This window comes from Catellatospora sp. IY07-71, assembly GCF_018326265.1.
In the GTDB taxonomy this organism is placed as follows: domain Bacteria; phylum Actinomycetota; class Actinomycetes; order Mycobacteriales; family Micromonosporaceae; genus Catellatospora.
This window is the reverse complement of record NZ_AP023360.1, coordinates 8418879-8435619: the sequence shown is the minus strand read 5'-3', so window position 1 is coordinate 8435619 and position 16741 is coordinate 8418879. Positions and strand designations below refer to the sequence as shown.

The window sequence follows — 16741 nt, the reverse complement described above, 5'->3', positions numbered from 1 at the left end:
CGGTAACGCGCCGGTGACATCGGCGAAATCACCGGTCTTGCCGCGCGCGATCTTCCGGATCGGCCGCCCCCTTCCGTCCGGACCACCGCGACCCCTATATTGCACTCACAGTGCATCTTGTTTCACATCCGAGGAGGGCCGCGTGGCCGCACCTGTCACCGCCGACGACCTGCTGACGCGGGTCGACGGCTTCCTGGCCGCGCATGACCCGGCGGGTGACCGGCTGGAGTTTCTGCGCGCCCGCTTCGACGCGGGGCTGGCCTGGGTGCACTACCCGGTCGGGCTGGGCGGAATCGGTGCACCCCGAGTGCTGCAATCCGTGGTGGACCAGCGTTTCGCCGCCGCGGGCGCCCCGGACAACCGCCCCCGGCGCATCAGCATCGGCCTCGGCATGGCCGCGCCCACCGTGCTGCGCCACGGCACGGCCGCGCAGCGCGCCCGCTACCTGCGTCCGCTGTGGACCGGCGAGGAGGTGTGGTGCCAGCTGTTCAGCGAGCCCGGCGCCGGCTCCGACCTCGCGGGCGTGGCCACCCGGGCGGTACGCGACGGCGACGGCTGGCTCGTCGACGGGCAGAAGGTGTGGACGTCCATGGCGCACCAGGCGCGCTGGGGCATCCTGCTCGCCCGCACCGACCCGGCCGTGCCCAAGCACCAGGGCCTGACCTATTTCGTGTGCGACATGCACGCCCCCGGGGTCGAGGTGCGGCCGCTGCGGCAGGCCACCGGCGAGGCGGAGTTCAACGAGGTGTTCCTGTCCGGCGTTCGGCTGGCCGACGAGCTGCGTATCGGCGCCGTCGGCGAGGGCTGGGCGGTGGCGCGGACCACCCTGATGAACGAGCGCGTCGCGATCGGCGGCAACGCGCTGCCGCGCGAGGGCGGCATGATCGGCGTGCTGGCCCGCACCTGGCGGGAGCGCCCCGAGCTGCGCACCCCGGCCCTGCACGACGAGGTGCTCCGGCTGTGGGTGCGCGCCGAGGCGCTGCGGCTCACCGGCGTACGCCTGCGCCAGCAGCTCGCCGCGGGGGAGCCCGGCCCGGAGGGCTCGGCCATGAAACTCGCCTTCGCCGCGCTCACCCAGCAGATCTCCGGCGTCGAGGTGGAGCTGCTCGGGGCCGAGGGCCTGCGCCACGACGGCTGGGACGCCACCCGGCCCGAGGAGGTGGACCTGATCGGTCGCGGCGCCACCTACCGCTGGCTGCGCGCGAAAGGCAACTCGATCGAGGGCGGCACGTCCGAGATCCTGCGCAACATCGTCGCCGAGCGGGTGCTCGGCCTGCCCGCCGAGCCGCGCACCGACACCGGCGCTGCCTGGAAGGACCTGCCTCGATGACCCTCGACCTGCGCTACACCGAGGAGCAGGAGCTGCTGCGCGACTCGGTGCGGGCCATGCTCGCCGACCACGCCCCGTGGACGCGGGTGCTCAAGGTCGCCGAGAGCCCCGAGCCCGACGACGCCGACCTGTGGCGGCTGCTCGCCGTCGAGACCGGCCTGGCCGCCCTGGCCGTGCCCGAGCACCTGGGCGGTGCCGGGGGCACCTTCGCGGAGACGGCCGTGGTGCTGGAGGAGCTGGGCCGCGCCTGCGCCCCGGTGCCGTACCTGGGCACCGCCGTCGCCGCCCGCGCCCTGCTCCACCTCGACGAGACCGACCTGCTGCGCACCGTCGCCGCGGGCGAGGTGATCGCCCTGGCCCTGCCGTTCAGCGCCGGACCGGCACCTGCCGCGCCGCCCACGGCGGTGACACACGGGACCCAGTCGGGGGATGATCGCGAGTTCGTGTCCAAAACTGAGGTTCAGCCGCACTTCGTGACACGAAACGGCGATCTTGCCGGGCGATCCGTGCCGCTGTCGGACGACCGTGCCGGAGGGCTCTCCAGCGTGTGGTCCGCAGTGGAGGTGACGGTCTCGACCGACGGGGAACCACTGCTCAACGGGTCGGTGCACAGCGTCGCGGAAGGGCTGCGGGCGCGGGTGCTGCTGGTGCCGGCGGGCGGCGGGCTCTACGCCGTGGACACCTCGGCCGCCGGAGTGATCCGCGAGCAGGTCGTGTCGCTGGACGAGACCCGGCCGCTGTGCGACGTGTCGCTGTGGAACGTGCCCGCGCGGCTGCTCGCCTCGGGGGAGCGGGCGGCGGCGGCACTGGACGCGGCGCTGGTGACCGGTGCCGCACTGCTGGCCTCGGAGCAGCTCGGGCTGGCCCAGTGGTGTCTGGACACGACGGTCGAGCACCTGCGCACCCGGTATCAGTTCGGGCGGGCGGTGGGGTCGTTCCAGGCGCTCAAGCACCGGCTCGCCGACCTGTGGGTGGAACTGGCGCAGGCACGGGCGGTGGCCAGGCACGCCGCGGCCTGCGTGGCCACCGGCGATCCGGACGCGCGGCTCGCGGCGTCGCTGGCGCAGGCGCACTGCGGCCCGGTCGCGGTGCGCGCGGCGGAGGAGTGCGTGCAGCTGCACGGCGGCATCGGCTTCACCTGGGAGCACCCGGCCCACCTGTACCTGAAACGGGCCAAGAGCGCCGCGATCGCCTACGGCACCGCCGCCCACCACCGCGCCGCCCTCGCCACCCTCACCGACCTTCCCATCTGACCTCCCCAACCAGGGGACGGCCGATGGTTGGTTCATTGTGAGTGCAAGTTTTGATCTTGCGACTGGGTGATTTCGGCGGGTTCGTCGGGGGAGGTCACGGGGCCGTAACGAGGGTATTGACGAGCCGTTTCTCAAACCTACACTCCTAGTGTAATTACTTAGTCCTCCTTCATCCCGGCGATTGCAGAGGTGACGATGAAAGCGCCGTCCGGCGAGACATCCGCGGCAGGGCACCGCCTCGCCCTGCGCGGCATCGGGGTGCGATTCGGCGGCCTGACCGCATTGGACGGGGTGTCGCTCGACGTCGCGCCCGGTCAGGTGGTCGGGGTGATCGGCCCGAACGGCGCGGGCAAGACCACGCTGTTCAACGTGGTCTGCGGCCTGGTCCGGCCCACCAGCGGCACGCTGGAGCTGAACGGCGCGCGGCTGGTGCCGCAGCCGCACCGGCTGGCCGGGCTCGGCGTGGTCCGCACCCTGCAGGGCGTCGGGCTGTTCCGCGGCCTCACCGTGCTGGAGAACGTGATGACCGGCGCGACCTGCACCGCCCGCGCGGGTTTCCTCTCCGGCCTGCTCGCCCTGCCGCGTGGCGACCGCGACGAGCGGCGGCTGCGCGAGGAGGCGATGGCGCTGCTGGAGCGCTTCGGCGTGGCCGGCTACGCCGCGGCGCTGCCCGGCACGCTGCCGTACGCCGTGGGCAAGCGCGTCGCGCTGGCCCGCGCGCTGGCCGCCCGCCCGCGCCTGCTGCTGCTGGACGAGCCCGCGGGCGGCCTGGGCGCGCAGGACATCGAGGAGCTGGCCGAGCTGATCACCACGCTGCCGCGCGAGGCGGGCTGCTCGGTGATGCTCGTCGAGCACCACATGGACCTGGTGATGCGGGTCTGCGACCGGATCGCGGTGCTCGACTTCGGCCGGCTCATCGCCGACGGCACCCCGGACGAGGTCCGCGAGAACCCGGCGGTGACCGAGGCCTACCTCGGCGCCGAGGCCGAGGAGACACCGTTCGCCGCGGAGGCCACTCCGCTCGCGCAGGAGGCTGCGGCATGAGCACCGACACGATGACGGCCCCCGCGAGCGCGGGCGGCGCGGCCGGCGACGTGATCCTGCGGGTGAGCGGGCTGACCGCCGGGTACGGCGCCGCGCCGGTGCTCCAGGAGATCGACCTGACCGTGCGGACCGGCACCATCGCGGCCGTGCTCGGCGCGAACGGCGCGGGCAAGACGACGCTGCTGCGCACCCTGTCCGGGCTGGTCCGGCCGAGCGCCGGGGAGATCGTGTTCGACGGGCGGCCGCTGCGCGACGTGCCGGTCGAGCAGCTGGTGCGGCGCGGCATGGCGCACGTGCCGGAGGGCCGGGGCGTGGTCGCCGAGCTGACCGTCGACGAGAACCTGCGGCTGGGCGGCCTGTGGCGGCGTGATCGCGCCGACGCGGCCCGCGCGCTGGCCGAGGTGTACGAGCTGTTCGAGCCGCTGGCCCAGCGCCGCCGGCACGCCGGGCACCAGCTGTCCGGCGGCGAGCGGCAGATGCTGGCGCTGGGCCGCGCCCTGGTCGCCCGGCCGAAGCTGCTGCTGCTCGACGAGCCGTCGCTGGGCCTGGCCCCGCGCGTGATCGCCCAGATCATGGGCCTGCTGCGGCAGCTGCGCGACCAGACCGGGCTGACCGTGCTGCTGGTCGAGCAGAACGTACGCAGCGCGCTGTCGGTCGCCGACGAGGCGGTGGTCATGTCGCTGGGCCGCATCGTCACCGCGACCACCGCCGGCCGGCTGCGCGACGATGAGCAACTCCGCCACGCCTACCTGGGCTTCTGACCCGCGACCACGAAAGGAGGGCACATTGGACCGCTTCGTCTTCCTCACCTTCGACGGCCTGTCCAAGGGTGCGGTGCTGGCCGCGTTCGCGCTGGCCCTGGTGCTCATCTGGCGGGCCGCCCGCATCGTCAACTTCGCCCAGGGGGCGATGGCGGTGGCCGCCGCGTACGCCGCCTACAGCGTCACCAGCGCGACCGGGTCGTACTGGCTGGGATTCGGCGCGGCGCTGGCGGGCGGGCTGCTGATCGGGCTGGTCGTGGAGCGCGCGGTGATGCGCTTCGTGGACCACACCTCGCCGCTGGCCGAGGTGATCGTCGCGCTCGGCCTGGTGCTGGTGTTCCAGGCGCTGCTCGGCATGTTCTACGGCAACGAGTACCTGCCCGTCGGCACCCCGTTCAGCAGGACGGCGCTCACCGCGGGCGGGGTGCCGCTGCTGTCCCGCTACGACCTGTTCGTGTTCGGGGCGGTGCTGCTGGTCGTGGTCGCGCTCGCGCTGCTGTTCACGCGTACCCCCGTGGGACTGCGCATGCGGGCCTCGGCCTTCGCCCCCGAGGTGTCCCGGCTGCTCGGCGTGAACGTCGGCGGCATGCTGACGCTGGGCTGGGCGCTGGCCTCGGCGGTCGGTGCGCTGGCCGCGATGCTGGTCATCCCGACCGAGCTGGGGCTGCACCCGCACGCCATGGACCTGGTCTTCGTGTCGGCGTTCACCGCGGCCGTGGTCGGCGGGCTGGACAGCCCGGTCGGCGCGGTGGTCGGCGGCCTGTCCGTCGGCCTGATCCTCTCGTACGTCAGCGGCTACCTGGGCAGCGACGTCACCCCGATGGCGGTCCTCGTGCTGCTGCTCGCGGTGCTGCTGGTGCGTCCGGGCGGCCTCTTCTCCAGCACCGTGGCGAGGCAGGTATGAGCATCCTTCGCAACTCGACGCTCCTGCGGCACCTGGCGTTCACGCTGCTCGCCGGGGTGGTGCTCTACCTGCTGACGCTGCAGCTGGAGCCGTTCCGCAACTTCCAGCTGGCCACCGTCGCGGCGTACCTGTGCGCCACGGCCGGGCTGACCGTCCTGGTCGGGCTGAACGGGCAGCTCTCGCTGGGGCACGGCGCGCTGATGGCGGTCGGCGCGTACACCGTCGCGCTGAGCCAGAACAGGCTTTCCGACGCGGGCGTCACCGGCAACCAGGTGCTGTCGCTGTCGCTGGCGCTGGGCGTGCTGGTCACCATGGCCGCGGGCGCCGTGATCGGGCTGGCCGCCGCCCGCCTGCGCGGGCCGTACCTGGCCGGCGTCACGCTCGCCGTGGCCATCGCGGTGCCCGCCGCGACGGTCACCTTCGACGAGGTCTTCAACAGCGAGCAGGGCCTGCCCGTGTACGTCGAGCCGCCGCCGCTGGCGCTGGGCCTGTACTTCCCGAACGAGCGCTGGCAGGCCTGGATCGCCCTGGCCGGTGCCCTGCTCACCATGCTGCTGCTGGCCAACCTGGTGCGCAGCCGGATCGGGCGCAACCTGCGCGCGGTGCGCGACGACGAGGTGGCCGCCCGGCTGGCCGGCATCCACCTGGCCCGCACCCAGGTGCTCGCGTTCGTGGTGAGCGCGGCCTGCGCGGGCCTCGGCGGCGGCCTGATGGCGCTGCTGGCGCAGAGCGTCTCGCCCGGCGCGTTCTCGCTGACCCTGTCGCTGTTCCTGCTGATGGCCGTGGTCATCGGCGGCCTGGGCAGCCTGTCCGGGGCGGTGTGGGGAGCGGTCCTGCTCGTCGCGCTGCCCGACCTCACCCACGACACCACGGACTGGGTGACCCTGTCGCCCGAGGTGGCGCAGCGGCTGGAGGGCAACCTCCCGCTCGCCGTCTTCGGGCTGACCCTCATCGTCGTGATGATCGCCGCCCCGGGCGGCGTGCAGGGCCTGCTGCGCCGGCTCGGCGCCCTGGTCCGGCGGCGGGTCCCGACCCGCTGATCACACGGCCGCACCACCCGCATAACCCGCCCCACCGCCGTTATATCGATAATCATCAATGTATCTGAAGGGATCGGTGTCTCCATGAATGCCCTGACCCGACGCGGTGTCGCGCTCGTCGCGGCCGCCGCGCTGCTCACCGCCGTCGCGGCCTGCAGCGACGACGCGAACACCCCGCCCGCCGAGGTGCCGGGCGTGTCGGCCACCGAGATCCTGGTCGGCTCGCACATGCCGCTGACCGGTCCCGCCGCGGCCGGCTACTCGGAGATCGCACCCGCCAGCAAGGCGTACTTCGACTACGTCAACGCCAACGGCGGCGTGCACGGCCGTAAGATCAACTACAAGTTCCTCGACGACGGCTACAACCCGGCCAACACCCAGACCGTGGTGCGCAAGCTGGTCCTGGAGGACAAGGTCTTCGCCATCCTGAACGGCCTCGGCACGCCCACCCACACCGGCGTGCTCGACTTCCTCAAGACCAACCGGGTGCCGGACCTGTTCGTCGCCTCCGGCAGCCGCAGCTGGGACCAGCCGGCGAAGTACCCGACCACGTTCGGCTTCAACACCGACTACACGGTCGAGGGCAAGATCCTGGCCACCCACATCAAGTCCTCGTACGCGGGCAAGAAGGTGTGCTTCTTCGGCCAGGACGACGATTTCGGCCGGGACAGCCTGGTCGGCGTCGAGCAGGTGCTCGGCGCGGGCGCCGTGGTCGCCAAGGAGAAGTACGTCACCAGCAACACCAACGTCGCCCCGCAGATCGGCGCGCTGAAGGCGGCCGGCTGCGAGGTCGTGGTGCTGGCCACGGTGCCGGGCTTCACGGCGCTGTCCATGGGCACCGCCGCCCGCATCGGCTTCAAGCCGCAGTGGGTGGTCTCCAACGTCGGCTCCGACTACCAGACCCTGGCCAAGACGCTGGGCGCGGGCAAGGTGCTGCTGGAGGGCATGATCGGCGTGTCCAACCTGCCCTCGCCGGTGGACGCGAACGACCCGTGGACCGCGATGTTCAAGAAGATCCACGACCAGTACAACAGCGCCGCCCCGTTCAACGGCAACGCGATCTACGGCATGTCGGTGGCGTACCTGTTCGTGCAGTCGCTCCAGGCGGCCGGCAAGGACCTGACCCGCGAGGGCCTGATCGCCGCGGTCGAGAAGGGCGGCTTCAAGGGCCCGTGGTACGCGCCGCTGCGCTTCGGCAAGGACGACCACTCGGGCTTCGGCGGCCACCGCCTGACCAAGGTCGCCGGGGACACGCAGGAGTTCTTCGGCCCCGTCTACGAGACCGACTCGGAGTCCGGCCCGGTCAACGAGTACGGCGAGCAGCGCCCCACGCCGCCCGCAAACAGCATCCCGAGCGCCTGACCGGCGCATGAGGAACGGCCCGGTACGTGCGACGCGTACCGGGCCGTCAGGCTGGGCGAGGTCAGGACAGGCGCTCCAGCACCATGGCCATGCCCTGGCCGCCGCCGACGCACATGGTCTCCAGGCCGATGTTCTTGTCGTGCCAGCGCAGCGAGTTGAGCAGCGTGTTGGTGATGCGGGCGCCGGTCATGCCGAAGGGGTGGCCGACGGCGATCGCGCCGCCGTTGACGTTGAGCTTGTCCCACTCGATGCCCAGCTCGGCGGCGCTGGCGACGACCTGGACGGCGAACGCCTCGTTGATCTCGACCAGGTCGACGTCCTTGATGGACATGCCCGCGCGGGCCAGCGCCTGCCGCGACGCCTCGACCGGGCCCAGGCCCATGATCTCGGGGGAGAGGCCGGACAGGCCGGTGCTGACGATGCGGGCCAGCGGGGTGAGGCCCAGCTCCGCGGCGCGCCGGTCGGACATGATGACCAGAGCCGCGGCGCCGTCGTTGAGCGGGCACGCGTTGCCCGCGGTCACCGTGCCGTCGGGCCGGAACACCGGCTTGAGGCCGGACAGCGCCGCCATGGTGGTGCCGGGGCGGGGGCCGTCGTCGGCGCTGACCGCGGTGCCGTCCGGCAGCGTCACCGGGGTGATCTCGCGCGCCCAGAAGCCGTCCTTGATCGCCTGCTCGGCGAGGTTCTGCGAGCGGCAGGCGAACTCGTCCTGCAGCTCGCGGGAGATCCCCCTGAGCTGGGCCACGTTCTCCGCGGTCTGGCCCATCGCGATGTACACGTCGGGCAGCTCGCCGTCCTCGCGCGGGTCGTGCCAGGTGTCCGCCCCGGCCTCGGCGCGGGCCTCGGTACGCGCCAGGGCGCCGGCGAACACGTCGTTGCGGGTGCCGGGCATGCCGTCGCTGCGGCCGTTGCCGTAGCGGGACACGCACTCGACGCCCACGGAGAGGAACACGTCGCCCTCTCCTGCCTTGATCGCGTGCAGGGCCATCCGGGTCGTCTGCAGGGAGGACGAGCAGTAGCGGTTGATGGTGGTGCCGGGAAGGTGGTCGAATCCCAGCATGGTGGCGACCACGCGGCCGAGGTTGTGGCCTTGCTCCCCGGCCGGCTGGCCGCAGCCGAGCACCAGGTCGCCGATCTCGCGCGGGTCCAGCGCGGGCACCTGGTCCAGCGCCGCGCGTACGATGGCGGCGGCCAGGTCGTCGGGGCGTTTCGTGACGAGCGAGCCCTTGTTGGCGCGGCCGATCGGGGAGCGGGCGGCGGCGACCACCACAGCTTCAGGCACGTCCTTGTCCTTTCACGAGTACGGGCAAACTTTATGCACTCACGCTGCGTCTTTCTGGCGGCCCATGTCAATGGCGCGCCGGGTGGGCCTTGTCACCCTCGCGACACGCGTTGACCGGGCCGCACGGCGTCCCTAATATCAGCACTGCTAGTGCAACTAGCTGAACCGGAAGGAAGCTCCTGTGACCGCCCTTCTCCTCGACGGCGCCGCGGTCGTCGTCACCGGTGCCGGATCCGGCATCGGCGCCGCCCTGGCCCGCCGTCTCACCGCGGCCGGCGCCCGGGTGGTCGTCAACGACCGTGATCCCGTCGCGGCGCAGCGCGTCGCCGCCGAGGTCGGCGGGTCGGCGTTCCCGGCCGACGTGACCGATCCGGCGCAGGTCGCGGCGCTGGTCGACTTCGCCTGGGAGTCCTTCGGCGCGCTGGACCTGTTCTGCGCGAACGCGGGCGTGGCCCCGCCCGCCGCGGCGGCCAACGCGTGGGAGCTGGCCTGGCGGGTCAACGTGCTGGCGCACGTGCACGCCGCCGAGGCGCTGCTGCCGCGCTGGCTGGCCGCAGGCCGGGGCCGCCTGCTGGTCACCGCCTCGGCCGCCGGGCTGCTCACCATGCTCGGCAACGCGCCGTACGCGGTGACCAAGCACGGCGCCGTCGCCTACGCCGAGTGGCTGCGCGCGACCTACGGCCACCGCGGCATCACCGTGCAGGCGCTGTGCCCGCAGGGGGTGCGCACGCCGATGCTGGAGGCGTCCGGCCCCGGCGGCGGTGTGCTGCTGGACCCCGGCGCGATCAGCGCCGAGGAGGTCGCCGAGGCCGTGGTGGACGCGCTGGGCGGAGACCGCTTCCTGGTCCTGCCGCACGGTGAGGTGGCCGACTTCTACCAGCGCCGCGCCGCCGACCCCGACCGCTGGCTGCGCGGCATGAACCGCATCCAGCAGGACCTGGAACAGCGCCTGGGCGCGGGCTGACGCGGTGTCCGGTCCGGCGGTGGACCGGCTGCCGCGGTCGGCAGCTTCTGCGATGCGGTGGCAGCCCATGAGTCGCCGTCGCCGACAGCGTGGTCGCCGCCGGGCGGCCCTGGCCCGAGGCGGCGGTTGCACACCACTCCGGCCGGATACCTGTCGCCGCAGCCCACAACTTCTGGGTTGTGGGTACAACCCAGAAGTTGTGGAACCCGAGGGCAGGGTTGCCTCCGGGCGGCGCGTTCGACCCTCGGGCGGGTGCGGCGACGCGACTACACTCTGCGTGCACTTACGGCAAGGCGGTCGGCGGACCGCGGAGAGAGGGGCGGTGACGCGATGACCAGGACGGGCACCGCGGGCAGGGTCGACGGGCGGACCGCCCGCGCCGAGCGGACCCGTGCCGCGATCGTCGACGCGCACCTCGCCCTGATCACCGAGGGTGATCTGCGGCCGACCGGCGAGCGCATCGCCGAGCGGGCCGGGGTGTCGCTGCGCGCGCTGTGGACCAACTTCGCCGACATGGAGACGCTCTTCGAGGCGAGCGGCGCACGCGTGCTCGCCAGCCAGGACGCCGCCTACCGGCCGGTGGATCCGGCGCTGCCGCTGCGCCGCCGGGTGGAGGAGTTCTGCGCCCAGCGCGCCGAGCTGCTCCAGCTGATCGCCCCGATGGCGCGGGCGGCGGCGATGCGCGAGCCGGTGTCGGCCCAGCTGCACCGCAACCGGCTCAAGCACATCGACCGGGTGCGCGACGAGGTGACGGTGCTGTTCGCGGCGGAGCTGGAGATGGCGGGCGCGGGGCGGGAGCAGCTGCTGCACGCGCTGCTCGCCGCGGCCATGTGGTCCAACTGGTCCATGCTGCGCGACGGGCTCGGGCTGGACGTAGACCAGGCGCGCGGCGTCATGGTCCGCACCGTCACCGCGCTGCTGCTGAACGCCATGGCCTCCGGCATGGCATAGCGGCACGATTCATGTCTTTCCAATCGCGTTACTTATAGGTAACACTGTGGGGCATGGTAAATGCATCGACAGTGCACATACCAACGGAGCGCGGTTCGTCCCGGCCGGTCGCGGTAGCGCCGCGCCCGGCGGCACCCCGGCTCCCGCTGCGCGGCCGCGAGCGCGAGCAGCAGACCATCGCCGCCCTGCTGGCCACCGCGGCGTCCGGCGCCGGCGGCGCCCTCCTCCTGCACGGCGACCTGGGCAACGGCAAGACCGCGCTGCTGCGCGCCGCCGCCGCGACCCTGCCCGAGGGGACCCGCCTGCTGGAGAGCACCGGGCTCGCCGAGGAGGCCGACCTGCCGTACGCCGGGCTGCAGGGCCTGCTCCAGCCGGTCACCGACCGCATCGCGCTGCTGCCCCCGCTGCAGGCGCGCGTGCTGACCGGGGCGCTGTCCGGCGCGGGCTGCGCCGACGGCGACCGGCTCGCCCTGGCCATGGCCGTGCTCACCCTGCTCGGTGAGCTGGGCCGGGAACACCTCGTGCTGTGCTGCGTGGACGACGTGCACGCGCTGGACCGGCCCTCCCTCGACGTCATCGCGTTCGTCGCGCGGCGGCTGCGCGCGTACCGGGTGGCGTTGCTGCTCACCGCCTCGGCCGAGCCCGCGCTCAGCGGCGTACCGCTGCTGCCGGTCCGGGAACTCGACCCGCGGGCGAGCCGCGCCATGCTCGCCGACCTGCTGCGCGGCGAAGAGCCGGACGGCCCGCTCACGGCCCACCTGCTGCCCGGCGCGCTGGACGGTGACGGCGGTGACGGCGATCCGCTCGCGGCGCTGGCCGCCCTGGGCGGCGGAAATCCCCGCGCCCTGACCGACCTCGCCGCCTCGCTCACCGACAGCCAGCGCCGCGGCGAGGCGCCGCTGCCGACCCGGCTGCCCGCCGACAGCGCGCTGCTGCGGGCGTACCGCGCCCGCCTCGACCGGCTGCCGTCCGACACCCGCTGGCTGCTGCTGCTCGCCGCCGCCGACGAGGAGAACGACGCGGCCGGGCTGGTCCGCGCCGCGCTCGGGTCCGGCGTGGACATCGCCGCGCTCGCCCCGGCCGAGGACGCCGGGCTGGTCCGGGTCGGCCGCGGCGGCATCGTGTTCCCGCAGCCGCTGGCCCGCACCCTGGCCTACGAGGAGGCGCCGCTGGCCCAGCGCCGCGCCGCCCACCTGCACCTGGCCCGCAGCCTCGACCCCGACCGGGAGCGGCTGCGCCGGGCCGTGCACCTGGCCGCCGCCGCGTACGGCCCCGACGCGCGGCTGGCCGCCGAGCTGGAGGACGCGGCGGGCGACGGCGGCTTCTCGCGCGCCTCGGCGGCGCTGGAGCACGCCGCACAGCTCACCACCGAACCCGCCGGCGCGGCCAGCCGCCTGGTCACCGCCGCCCGGTACGCCTGGCAGTCCGGCAGCCCGCACCGCGCCCGCAGCCTGCTGCGCCGGGCTCACCCGGTGACCCGGGACCGGGCCACCACCGCCGAGAGCGAGGTGCTGTCCGGCGAGATCGAGCTGCGCGCCGGGGCCACCGTCAACGCCGTCGAGTCGCTGCTGGCGCTGGCCGACCGGCTCGCCGGCACCCACCGCGAACTCGCCGTGCTGGCGCTGCTGCGGGCCAGCGAGGCGGTCTGCTTCTCCGGCGACCACCCCCGCTACGTGGAGGTCGCCACGCGCGCGGCGGCGCTGCGCCGTCCCGGCGACCCCGCCGACCTGGAGGTCGTGTTCGAGCACATCGCCGGATTCGGCGCGACGTTCCTCGGGCGGCACGACCGGGCACTGCGGCCGCTGCGGCGCACCATCGACCTCGGCGCCGCGCTCGACAGCGCTGCCCCGCTCACCTGCGCCGCCGCGTCCGCACTGCTGCTGGCCGACGACGTCGGCGCGCACCGGCTCGCCGCCCGCGCCGTCGAGGTCGCCCGCGACACCGGCGACGTGTCCGCCCTGCCGCTCGCCCTGGAGATGGCCGCCTACGCCGAATACTGGCTGGGCCGGTACGACGCCGCGGCCGCCACCAGCCTGCAGGGGCTGCGCGCCGCACGCGCCTGCGGGCAGGGCAACTACGCCGGGGACCACCAGGCGATGCTCGCCGTGCTCGCCGCCATCCGGGGCGAGCGGGAGCTGTCCCTGCGCCGCATCCGCGACATCGAGGTGGCGCCGGGCACCGGGCAGACCAACCGTCCCAAGGCGCTGAGCCAGTGGGCGCTGGCCGTGCTGGACCTGCTGGCCGGCCGCCCCGCCGACACGGTCACCCGGATCGCGGCGATCGCCTGCCCGCGTACCGGACGGGGGCATGTCGTGGTGCAGGCCATGGCGACGCCATGGCTGGTCGAGGCCGCGGTCCGCGCCGACGGACGGGAGCAGGCCGTCGCGGCGCTCGCGGGCTTCGACGGGTGGGCCGCGTCCACCGGCGACCCGGTGCGCCGGGCGCTGTCGGCGCGCTGCCACGCGCTGCTCGCCCCGCGCGGCAGCGCCGCGGCCGAGGAGCACTTCCAGCAGGCGCTGACGCTGCACCTGGCCGGGGAGGCCGACTTCGAACGGGCCCGCACCGAGCTGCTGTTCGGCCAGGAGCTGCGCCGCGCCCGCCGCCCCCGCGACGCGCGCGAGCACCTGCACCACGCGCTGGAGACGTTCACCCGCCTCGACGTCCCCGCCTGGACCGACCAGGCCCGCGCAGAACTACGGGCCGCCGGCGAGGCGGTGGACGCCCCGGCCGTCCGCGCCGCCGACGTCCTCACCGCTCAGCAGCTGCAGATCGCCCGCCTGGTCCGCGACGGCGCCACCAACCGCGAGGTGGCCGCCCACCTCTTCCTCAGCACCCGCACCGTCGACCACCACATGCGCAACATCTTCGCCCGCCTCAACATCCGCTCCCGCACCGAACTCGCGAAGGCCCTCACGTGACCCGCCCCGCTTGATCATCCGACTTGCCTGGCAGACGGGCGTATCTTGACCGTCCATTCGCCCGAGTGCCAGGCAAGTCGGTGGATCTTGACCGTTCGGCCGCCGTCCGCGAGGGGTGGATCCCGGGAGGTTCGTGAGCAGGGCGAGGCCGCGAGCCGGTTGGGCTCGCGGCCTCGGGTGTGGCGGTTCAGGAGAAGAGGACGACCGAGCGGGCGCCTTCGCCGCGGGACATGCGGGCGAAGGCCTCCGGGGCCTCGTCGAGGGTGATCCGGTCGGTGATGAGCGCCGCCGGGTCGAGGTCGCCGGACAGGACCTGGCGGGCCAGGCCGGGTAGGTCGCGGTCGGGGTCGGAGTTGCCGTACACCGACGAGCGCAGCGTGCGGGCCGAGTGGAACACGTCCAGCGCGGCGAGGCTGACCATGTCGTCCTTGGCGCCCATGCCGACGACGGTCACCTGACCGCCGCGCCGGGTGGCCCGCCAGGCCGCGCGGATGGTCGCGGCCCGGCCCACGCACTCGAAGGCGTGGTCCGCGCCGCGCCGCTCGGTCAGCCCGCGCACCTGGCCGCTCAGCTCGTCGCCGGAGACCAGGAAGTGGGTCGCGCCGGCGGCCAGGGCCAGCTCCCGCTTGGCGTCGGAGACGTCCACGGCGATCACCGTCGCGGCACCGGCGGCGCGCGCCGCCATCACCGTGGACAGGCCGACCCCGCCCAGCCCGATGACCAGCGCGGACTCCCCGGGCCGCAGCGCGGCCGTACGCAGCACCGCCCCGACGCCGGTGAGCACCGCGCAGCCGAGCAGCGCCGCCGTGTGGAACGGGAGCTCGTCGGGCACCGGGATGACGGCATGGTCGCCGACCACCACCTCCTCGGCCAGCGCGCCGAGACCGAGGGTGACGTGCAGCGGCGTACCGTCGGGAAGGGTGCCGCGGGGCGTGCTCGCCACGCCCGCGGTCTCGCACAGCCAGGGCTGCTCGTGGGTGCAGAACCAGCAGCGGCGGCAGGGCGGCGCCCAGTTCAGCACCACGTGCGCGCCCACGGCCACCGACGCCTCCGGCCCGGCCGCGGTCACCACGCCCGCCGCCTCATGCCCCAGGACCAGGGGGTACGCCGCGGCGAGGGTCCCGTTCGCCATGGACAGGTCGGAGTGGCACACCCCGGCGGCGCGGATGCGCACCCGCACGTCACGCGGCCCGAGCTCGGGCAGCACGATCGGCTCGACGGCCAGCGGAGTCCCGGGCCCGTGGCACACCAGCGCGCGTACCGTCGCGGCGCTCATCGCTGGATCGCCTTGGTCTCGAGGAACTCCTGCAGCCCGTGCCGGCCCAGCTCGCGGCCGATGCCCGACTGCTTGTACCCGCCGAACGGAGCGAGCGGGTTGAACGGCGCCCCGTTGACGTCCACGGCGCCGGTGCGCAAACGCCGCGCCACGGCCAGCGCCCGCTCCTCGTCGCCGGACCAGACGGCACCGGCCAGGCCGTACCGGGAGTTGTTGGCGATGGCGACGGCCTCGTCATCGGAGTCGAACGGGATCACGACCAGCACCGGCCCGAAGATCTCCTCCTGCGCCACGACGGCGTCGGGCTCCACATCGGCCAGTACGGTCGCCGCGACGAAGTGGCCCCGGTCCGGCACCGGCGCGTCCAGCCCGCCCGCGATCAGCCGCGCCCCGTCGGCGAGCCCGCGCGCGATGTACCCGCGCACCGTCTCGCGCTGCGCGGCCGAGGCCAGCGGGCCGAGCCGGGTCGCCGTGTCGAACGGGTCGCCGGGCGTCTGCGCGGCGGCGGCCGCGGCGGCGATCGCCAGCGCCTCCTCGTACCGGGAGCGGTGCACCAGCATGCGGGTCCAGGCGGTGCAGGTCTGGCCGGAGTTGAGGAACGCGTTGGCGACGCCGGTCTTCACCGCGCGGGGCAGGTCGGCGTCGGCCAGGATGACGTTGGCCGACTTGCCGCCCAGCTCCAGCGACACCCGTGCGATGCGGTCGGCGGCCAGGTGGGAGATGCGCGCGCCGACCGCCGTGGAGCCGGTGAACGACACCATGTCCACGTCGGGGTGCCCGGCGATGGCCGAGCCGACCACCGAACCCGGCCCGGTGACCAGGTTGGCCACGCCCGGCGGCAGGCCCGCCTCGTCGACCGCGTCGAACAACAGGTACGCCACCAGCGGGGTCAGGTCGGCGGGCTTGAGCACCACGGTGCAGCCCGCGGCCAGCGCGGCGGCGAGCTTCGCCACGATCTGGTGCAGCGGGTAGTTCCACGGGGTGATCGCGCCGACCACGCCGACCGGCTCGCCCAGGATCAGCGAGTTGCCGACGGTGTGCGCGGGCGCGGGCTCGGCGGCCAGCTCGGCGTACCCCTTCAGCACGGTCAGCGGCAGGCCGGCCTGCACCTTGGCGGAGATCTTCAGCGGGGTGCCCAGCTCGCGGGCGACCGTGGCGGCGATGTCCTCCGCGCGCGCGGCCAGGGCCGAGTGCAGGCGGTCCAGGTGCGCCGCGCGCTCGGCCGGGGCCAGCGCCGACCACGGGCCGAACGCGGCCTTCGCGGCGGCGACGGCGCGGTCCACGTCCACCGTGTCACCGGCGGGCACGTGCGCGATCACCTGCTCGGTGGTCGGGTCCTCCACGGCGATGACGCCGGTGCCGTGCGGGGCGGTCCAGCGCCCGTCGAGGTACAACTCGGTGCGGTCGGCGATCGGGGTGGTGCGCCCCGGATGCGTCGCCGCGGCTGCCAGGTCCATGCGGTCCCTTCCCATCGGGCGGCCGTGCAGGGCGGGACCGCGGGGGAGCGGGGACGACGCCGTCGGGCCGCGATAGCGGGCGGACTCCGGTCGATGACCGGGGCCCACAAAACTAGCGCTGCAAGTTTCGACTGTAGTACGACTGCGCCTCGGGAACCAGGTCGGGATCTCGGGCGCGCGACTCCCGAACCGAACCGGA

General features: G+C 74.0%; 13 protein-coding genes. 10 read left to right on the top strand and 3 right to left on the bottom strand.

Annotated features, from left to right (window positions below; all coding sequences use genetic code 11):
• Positions 1-142: 142 nt before the first annotated feature.
• From CS0771_RS37750 to CS0771_RS37720, 7 genes are all read left to right on the top strand, one after another.
• A complete protein-coding gene (locus CS0771_RS37750) occupies positions 143-1330 on the top strand; it encodes an acyl-CoA dehydrogenase family protein (protein ID WP_244871264.1) in 1188 nt (395 codons plus the stop codon).
• Complete coding sequence (locus CS0771_RS37745) at positions 1327-2583, top strand: acyl-CoA dehydrogenase family protein (RefSeq protein ID WP_244871263.1); 1257 nt, start codon at positions 1327-1329, stop codon at positions 2581-2583. The genes CS0771_RS37750 and CS0771_RS37745 overlap by 4 nt, the downstream gene beginning before the upstream one ends.
• Before the next feature lie 195 nt (positions 2584-2778).
• Positions 2779-3627, top strand: coding sequence for an ABC transporter ATP-binding protein (locus CS0771_RS37740; RefSeq protein WP_212845402.1), 849 nt, complete (start codon positions 2779-2781; stop codon positions 3625-3627).
• Between the two features lie 11 nt (positions 3628-3638).
• Positions 3639-4388, top strand: a complete 750-nt coding sequence (locus tag CS0771_RS37735) for an ABC transporter ATP-binding protein (protein WP_212846285.1) — start codon at positions 3639-3641, stop codon at positions 4386-4388.
• 25 nt (positions 4389-4413) lie between these two features.
• A complete protein-coding gene (locus CS0771_RS37730; protein WP_212845401.1) occupies positions 4414-5292 on the top strand; it encodes a branched-chain amino acid ABC transporter permease in 879 nt (292 codons plus the stop codon).
• Positions 5289-6332 carry a branched-chain amino acid ABC transporter permease gene (locus CS0771_RS37725; RefSeq protein WP_212845400.1) on the top strand — a complete coding sequence of 348 codons (1044 nt, stop codon included), beginning with the start codon at positions 5289-5291 and terminating at the stop codon, positions 6330-6332. The genes CS0771_RS37730 and CS0771_RS37725 overlap by 4 nt, the downstream gene beginning before the upstream one ends.
• An 84-nt stretch (positions 6333-6416) precedes the next feature.
• On the top strand, positions 6417-7694 hold the full coding sequence (locus tag CS0771_RS37720) for an ABC transporter substrate-binding protein (protein ID WP_212845399.1): 1278 nt from the start codon (positions 6417-6419) through the stop codon (positions 7692-7694).
• Positions 7695-7755: 61 nt separating this feature from the next.
• On the opposite strand, the gene CS0771_RS37715 is transcribed toward CS0771_RS37720, so the two are convergent.
• Positions 7756-8976 carry an acetyl-CoA C-acetyltransferase gene (locus CS0771_RS37715; RefSeq protein WP_212845398.1) on the bottom strand — a complete coding sequence of 407 codons (1221 nt, stop codon included), beginning with the start codon at positions 8974-8976 and terminating at the stop codon, positions 7756-7758.
• 181 nt (positions 8977-9157) lie between these two features.
• On the opposite strand from CS0771_RS37715, the gene CS0771_RS37710 reads away from it, so the two are divergent.
• The 3 genes from CS0771_RS37710 to CS0771_RS37700 all read left to right on the top strand — a co-directional run bounded on the left by CS0771_RS37710 (position 9158) and on the right by CS0771_RS37700 (position 13809).
• Positions 9158-9940, top strand: a complete 783-nt coding sequence (locus CS0771_RS37710) for an SDR family oxidoreductase (protein WP_212845397.1) — start codon at positions 9158-9160, stop codon at positions 9938-9940.
• Positions 9941-10270: 330 nt separating this feature from the next.
• Complete coding sequence (locus CS0771_RS37705) at positions 10271-10891, top strand: TetR/AcrR family transcriptional regulator (protein WP_212845396.1); 621 nt, start codon at positions 10271-10273, stop codon at positions 10889-10891.
• A gap of 71 nt (positions 10892-10962) precedes the next feature.
• On the top strand, positions 10963-13809 hold the full coding sequence (locus CS0771_RS37700) for a LuxR C-terminal-related transcriptional regulator (RefSeq protein ID WP_212845395.1): 2847 nt from the start codon (positions 10963-10965) through the stop codon (positions 13807-13809).
• Between the two features lie 187 nt (positions 13810-13996).
• On the opposite strand, the gene CS0771_RS37695 is transcribed toward CS0771_RS37700, so the two are convergent.
• Positions 13997-15085, bottom strand: coding sequence for a zinc-binding dehydrogenase (locus tag CS0771_RS37695; RefSeq protein ID WP_212845394.1), 1089 nt, complete (start codon positions 15083-15085; stop codon positions 13997-13999).
• On the bottom strand, positions 15082-16542 hold the full coding sequence (locus CS0771_RS37690) for an aldehyde dehydrogenase family protein (protein ID WP_212845393.1): 1461 nt from the start codon (positions 16540-16542) through the stop codon (positions 15082-15084). The genes CS0771_RS37695 and CS0771_RS37690 overlap by 4 nt, the downstream gene beginning before the upstream one ends.
• Positions 16543-16741 lie beyond the last annotated feature (199 nt).

Bases quoted from the DNA above. Each gene is read 5' to 3' on its own strand.
- CS0771_RS37745 (WP_244871263.1), top strand. From the start codon at position 1,327: ATGACCCTCGACCTGCGCTACACCGAGGAGCAGGAGCTGCTGCGCGAC.
- CS0771_RS37740 (WP_212845402.1), top strand. From the start codon at position 2,779: ATGAAAGCGCCGTCCGGCGAGACATCCGCGGCAGGGCACCGCCTCGCC.
- CS0771_RS37735 (WP_212846285.1), top strand. From the start codon at position 3,639: ATGACGGCCCCCGCGAGCGCGGGCGGCGCGGCCGGCGACGTGATCCTG.
- CS0771_RS37725 (WP_212845400.1), top strand. From the start codon at position 5,289: ATGAGCATCCTTCGCAACTCGACGCTCCTGCGGCACCTGGCGTTCACG.
- CS0771_RS37720 (WP_212845399.1), top strand. From the start codon at position 6,417: ATGAATGCCCTGACCCGACGCGGTGTCGCGCTCGTCGCGGCCGCCGCG.
- CS0771_RS37705 (WP_212845396.1), top strand. From the start codon at position 10,271: ATGACCAGGACGGGCACCGCGGGCAGGGTCGACGGGCGGACCGCCCGC.
- CS0771_RS37695 (WP_212845394.1), bottom strand. From the start codon at position 15,085: ATGAGCGCCGCGACGGTACGCGCGCTGGTGTGCCACGGGCCCGGGACT.
- CS0771_RS37690 (WP_212845393.1), bottom strand. From the start codon at position 16,542: ATGGACCTGGCAGCCGCGGCGACGCATCCGGGGCGCACCACCCCGATC.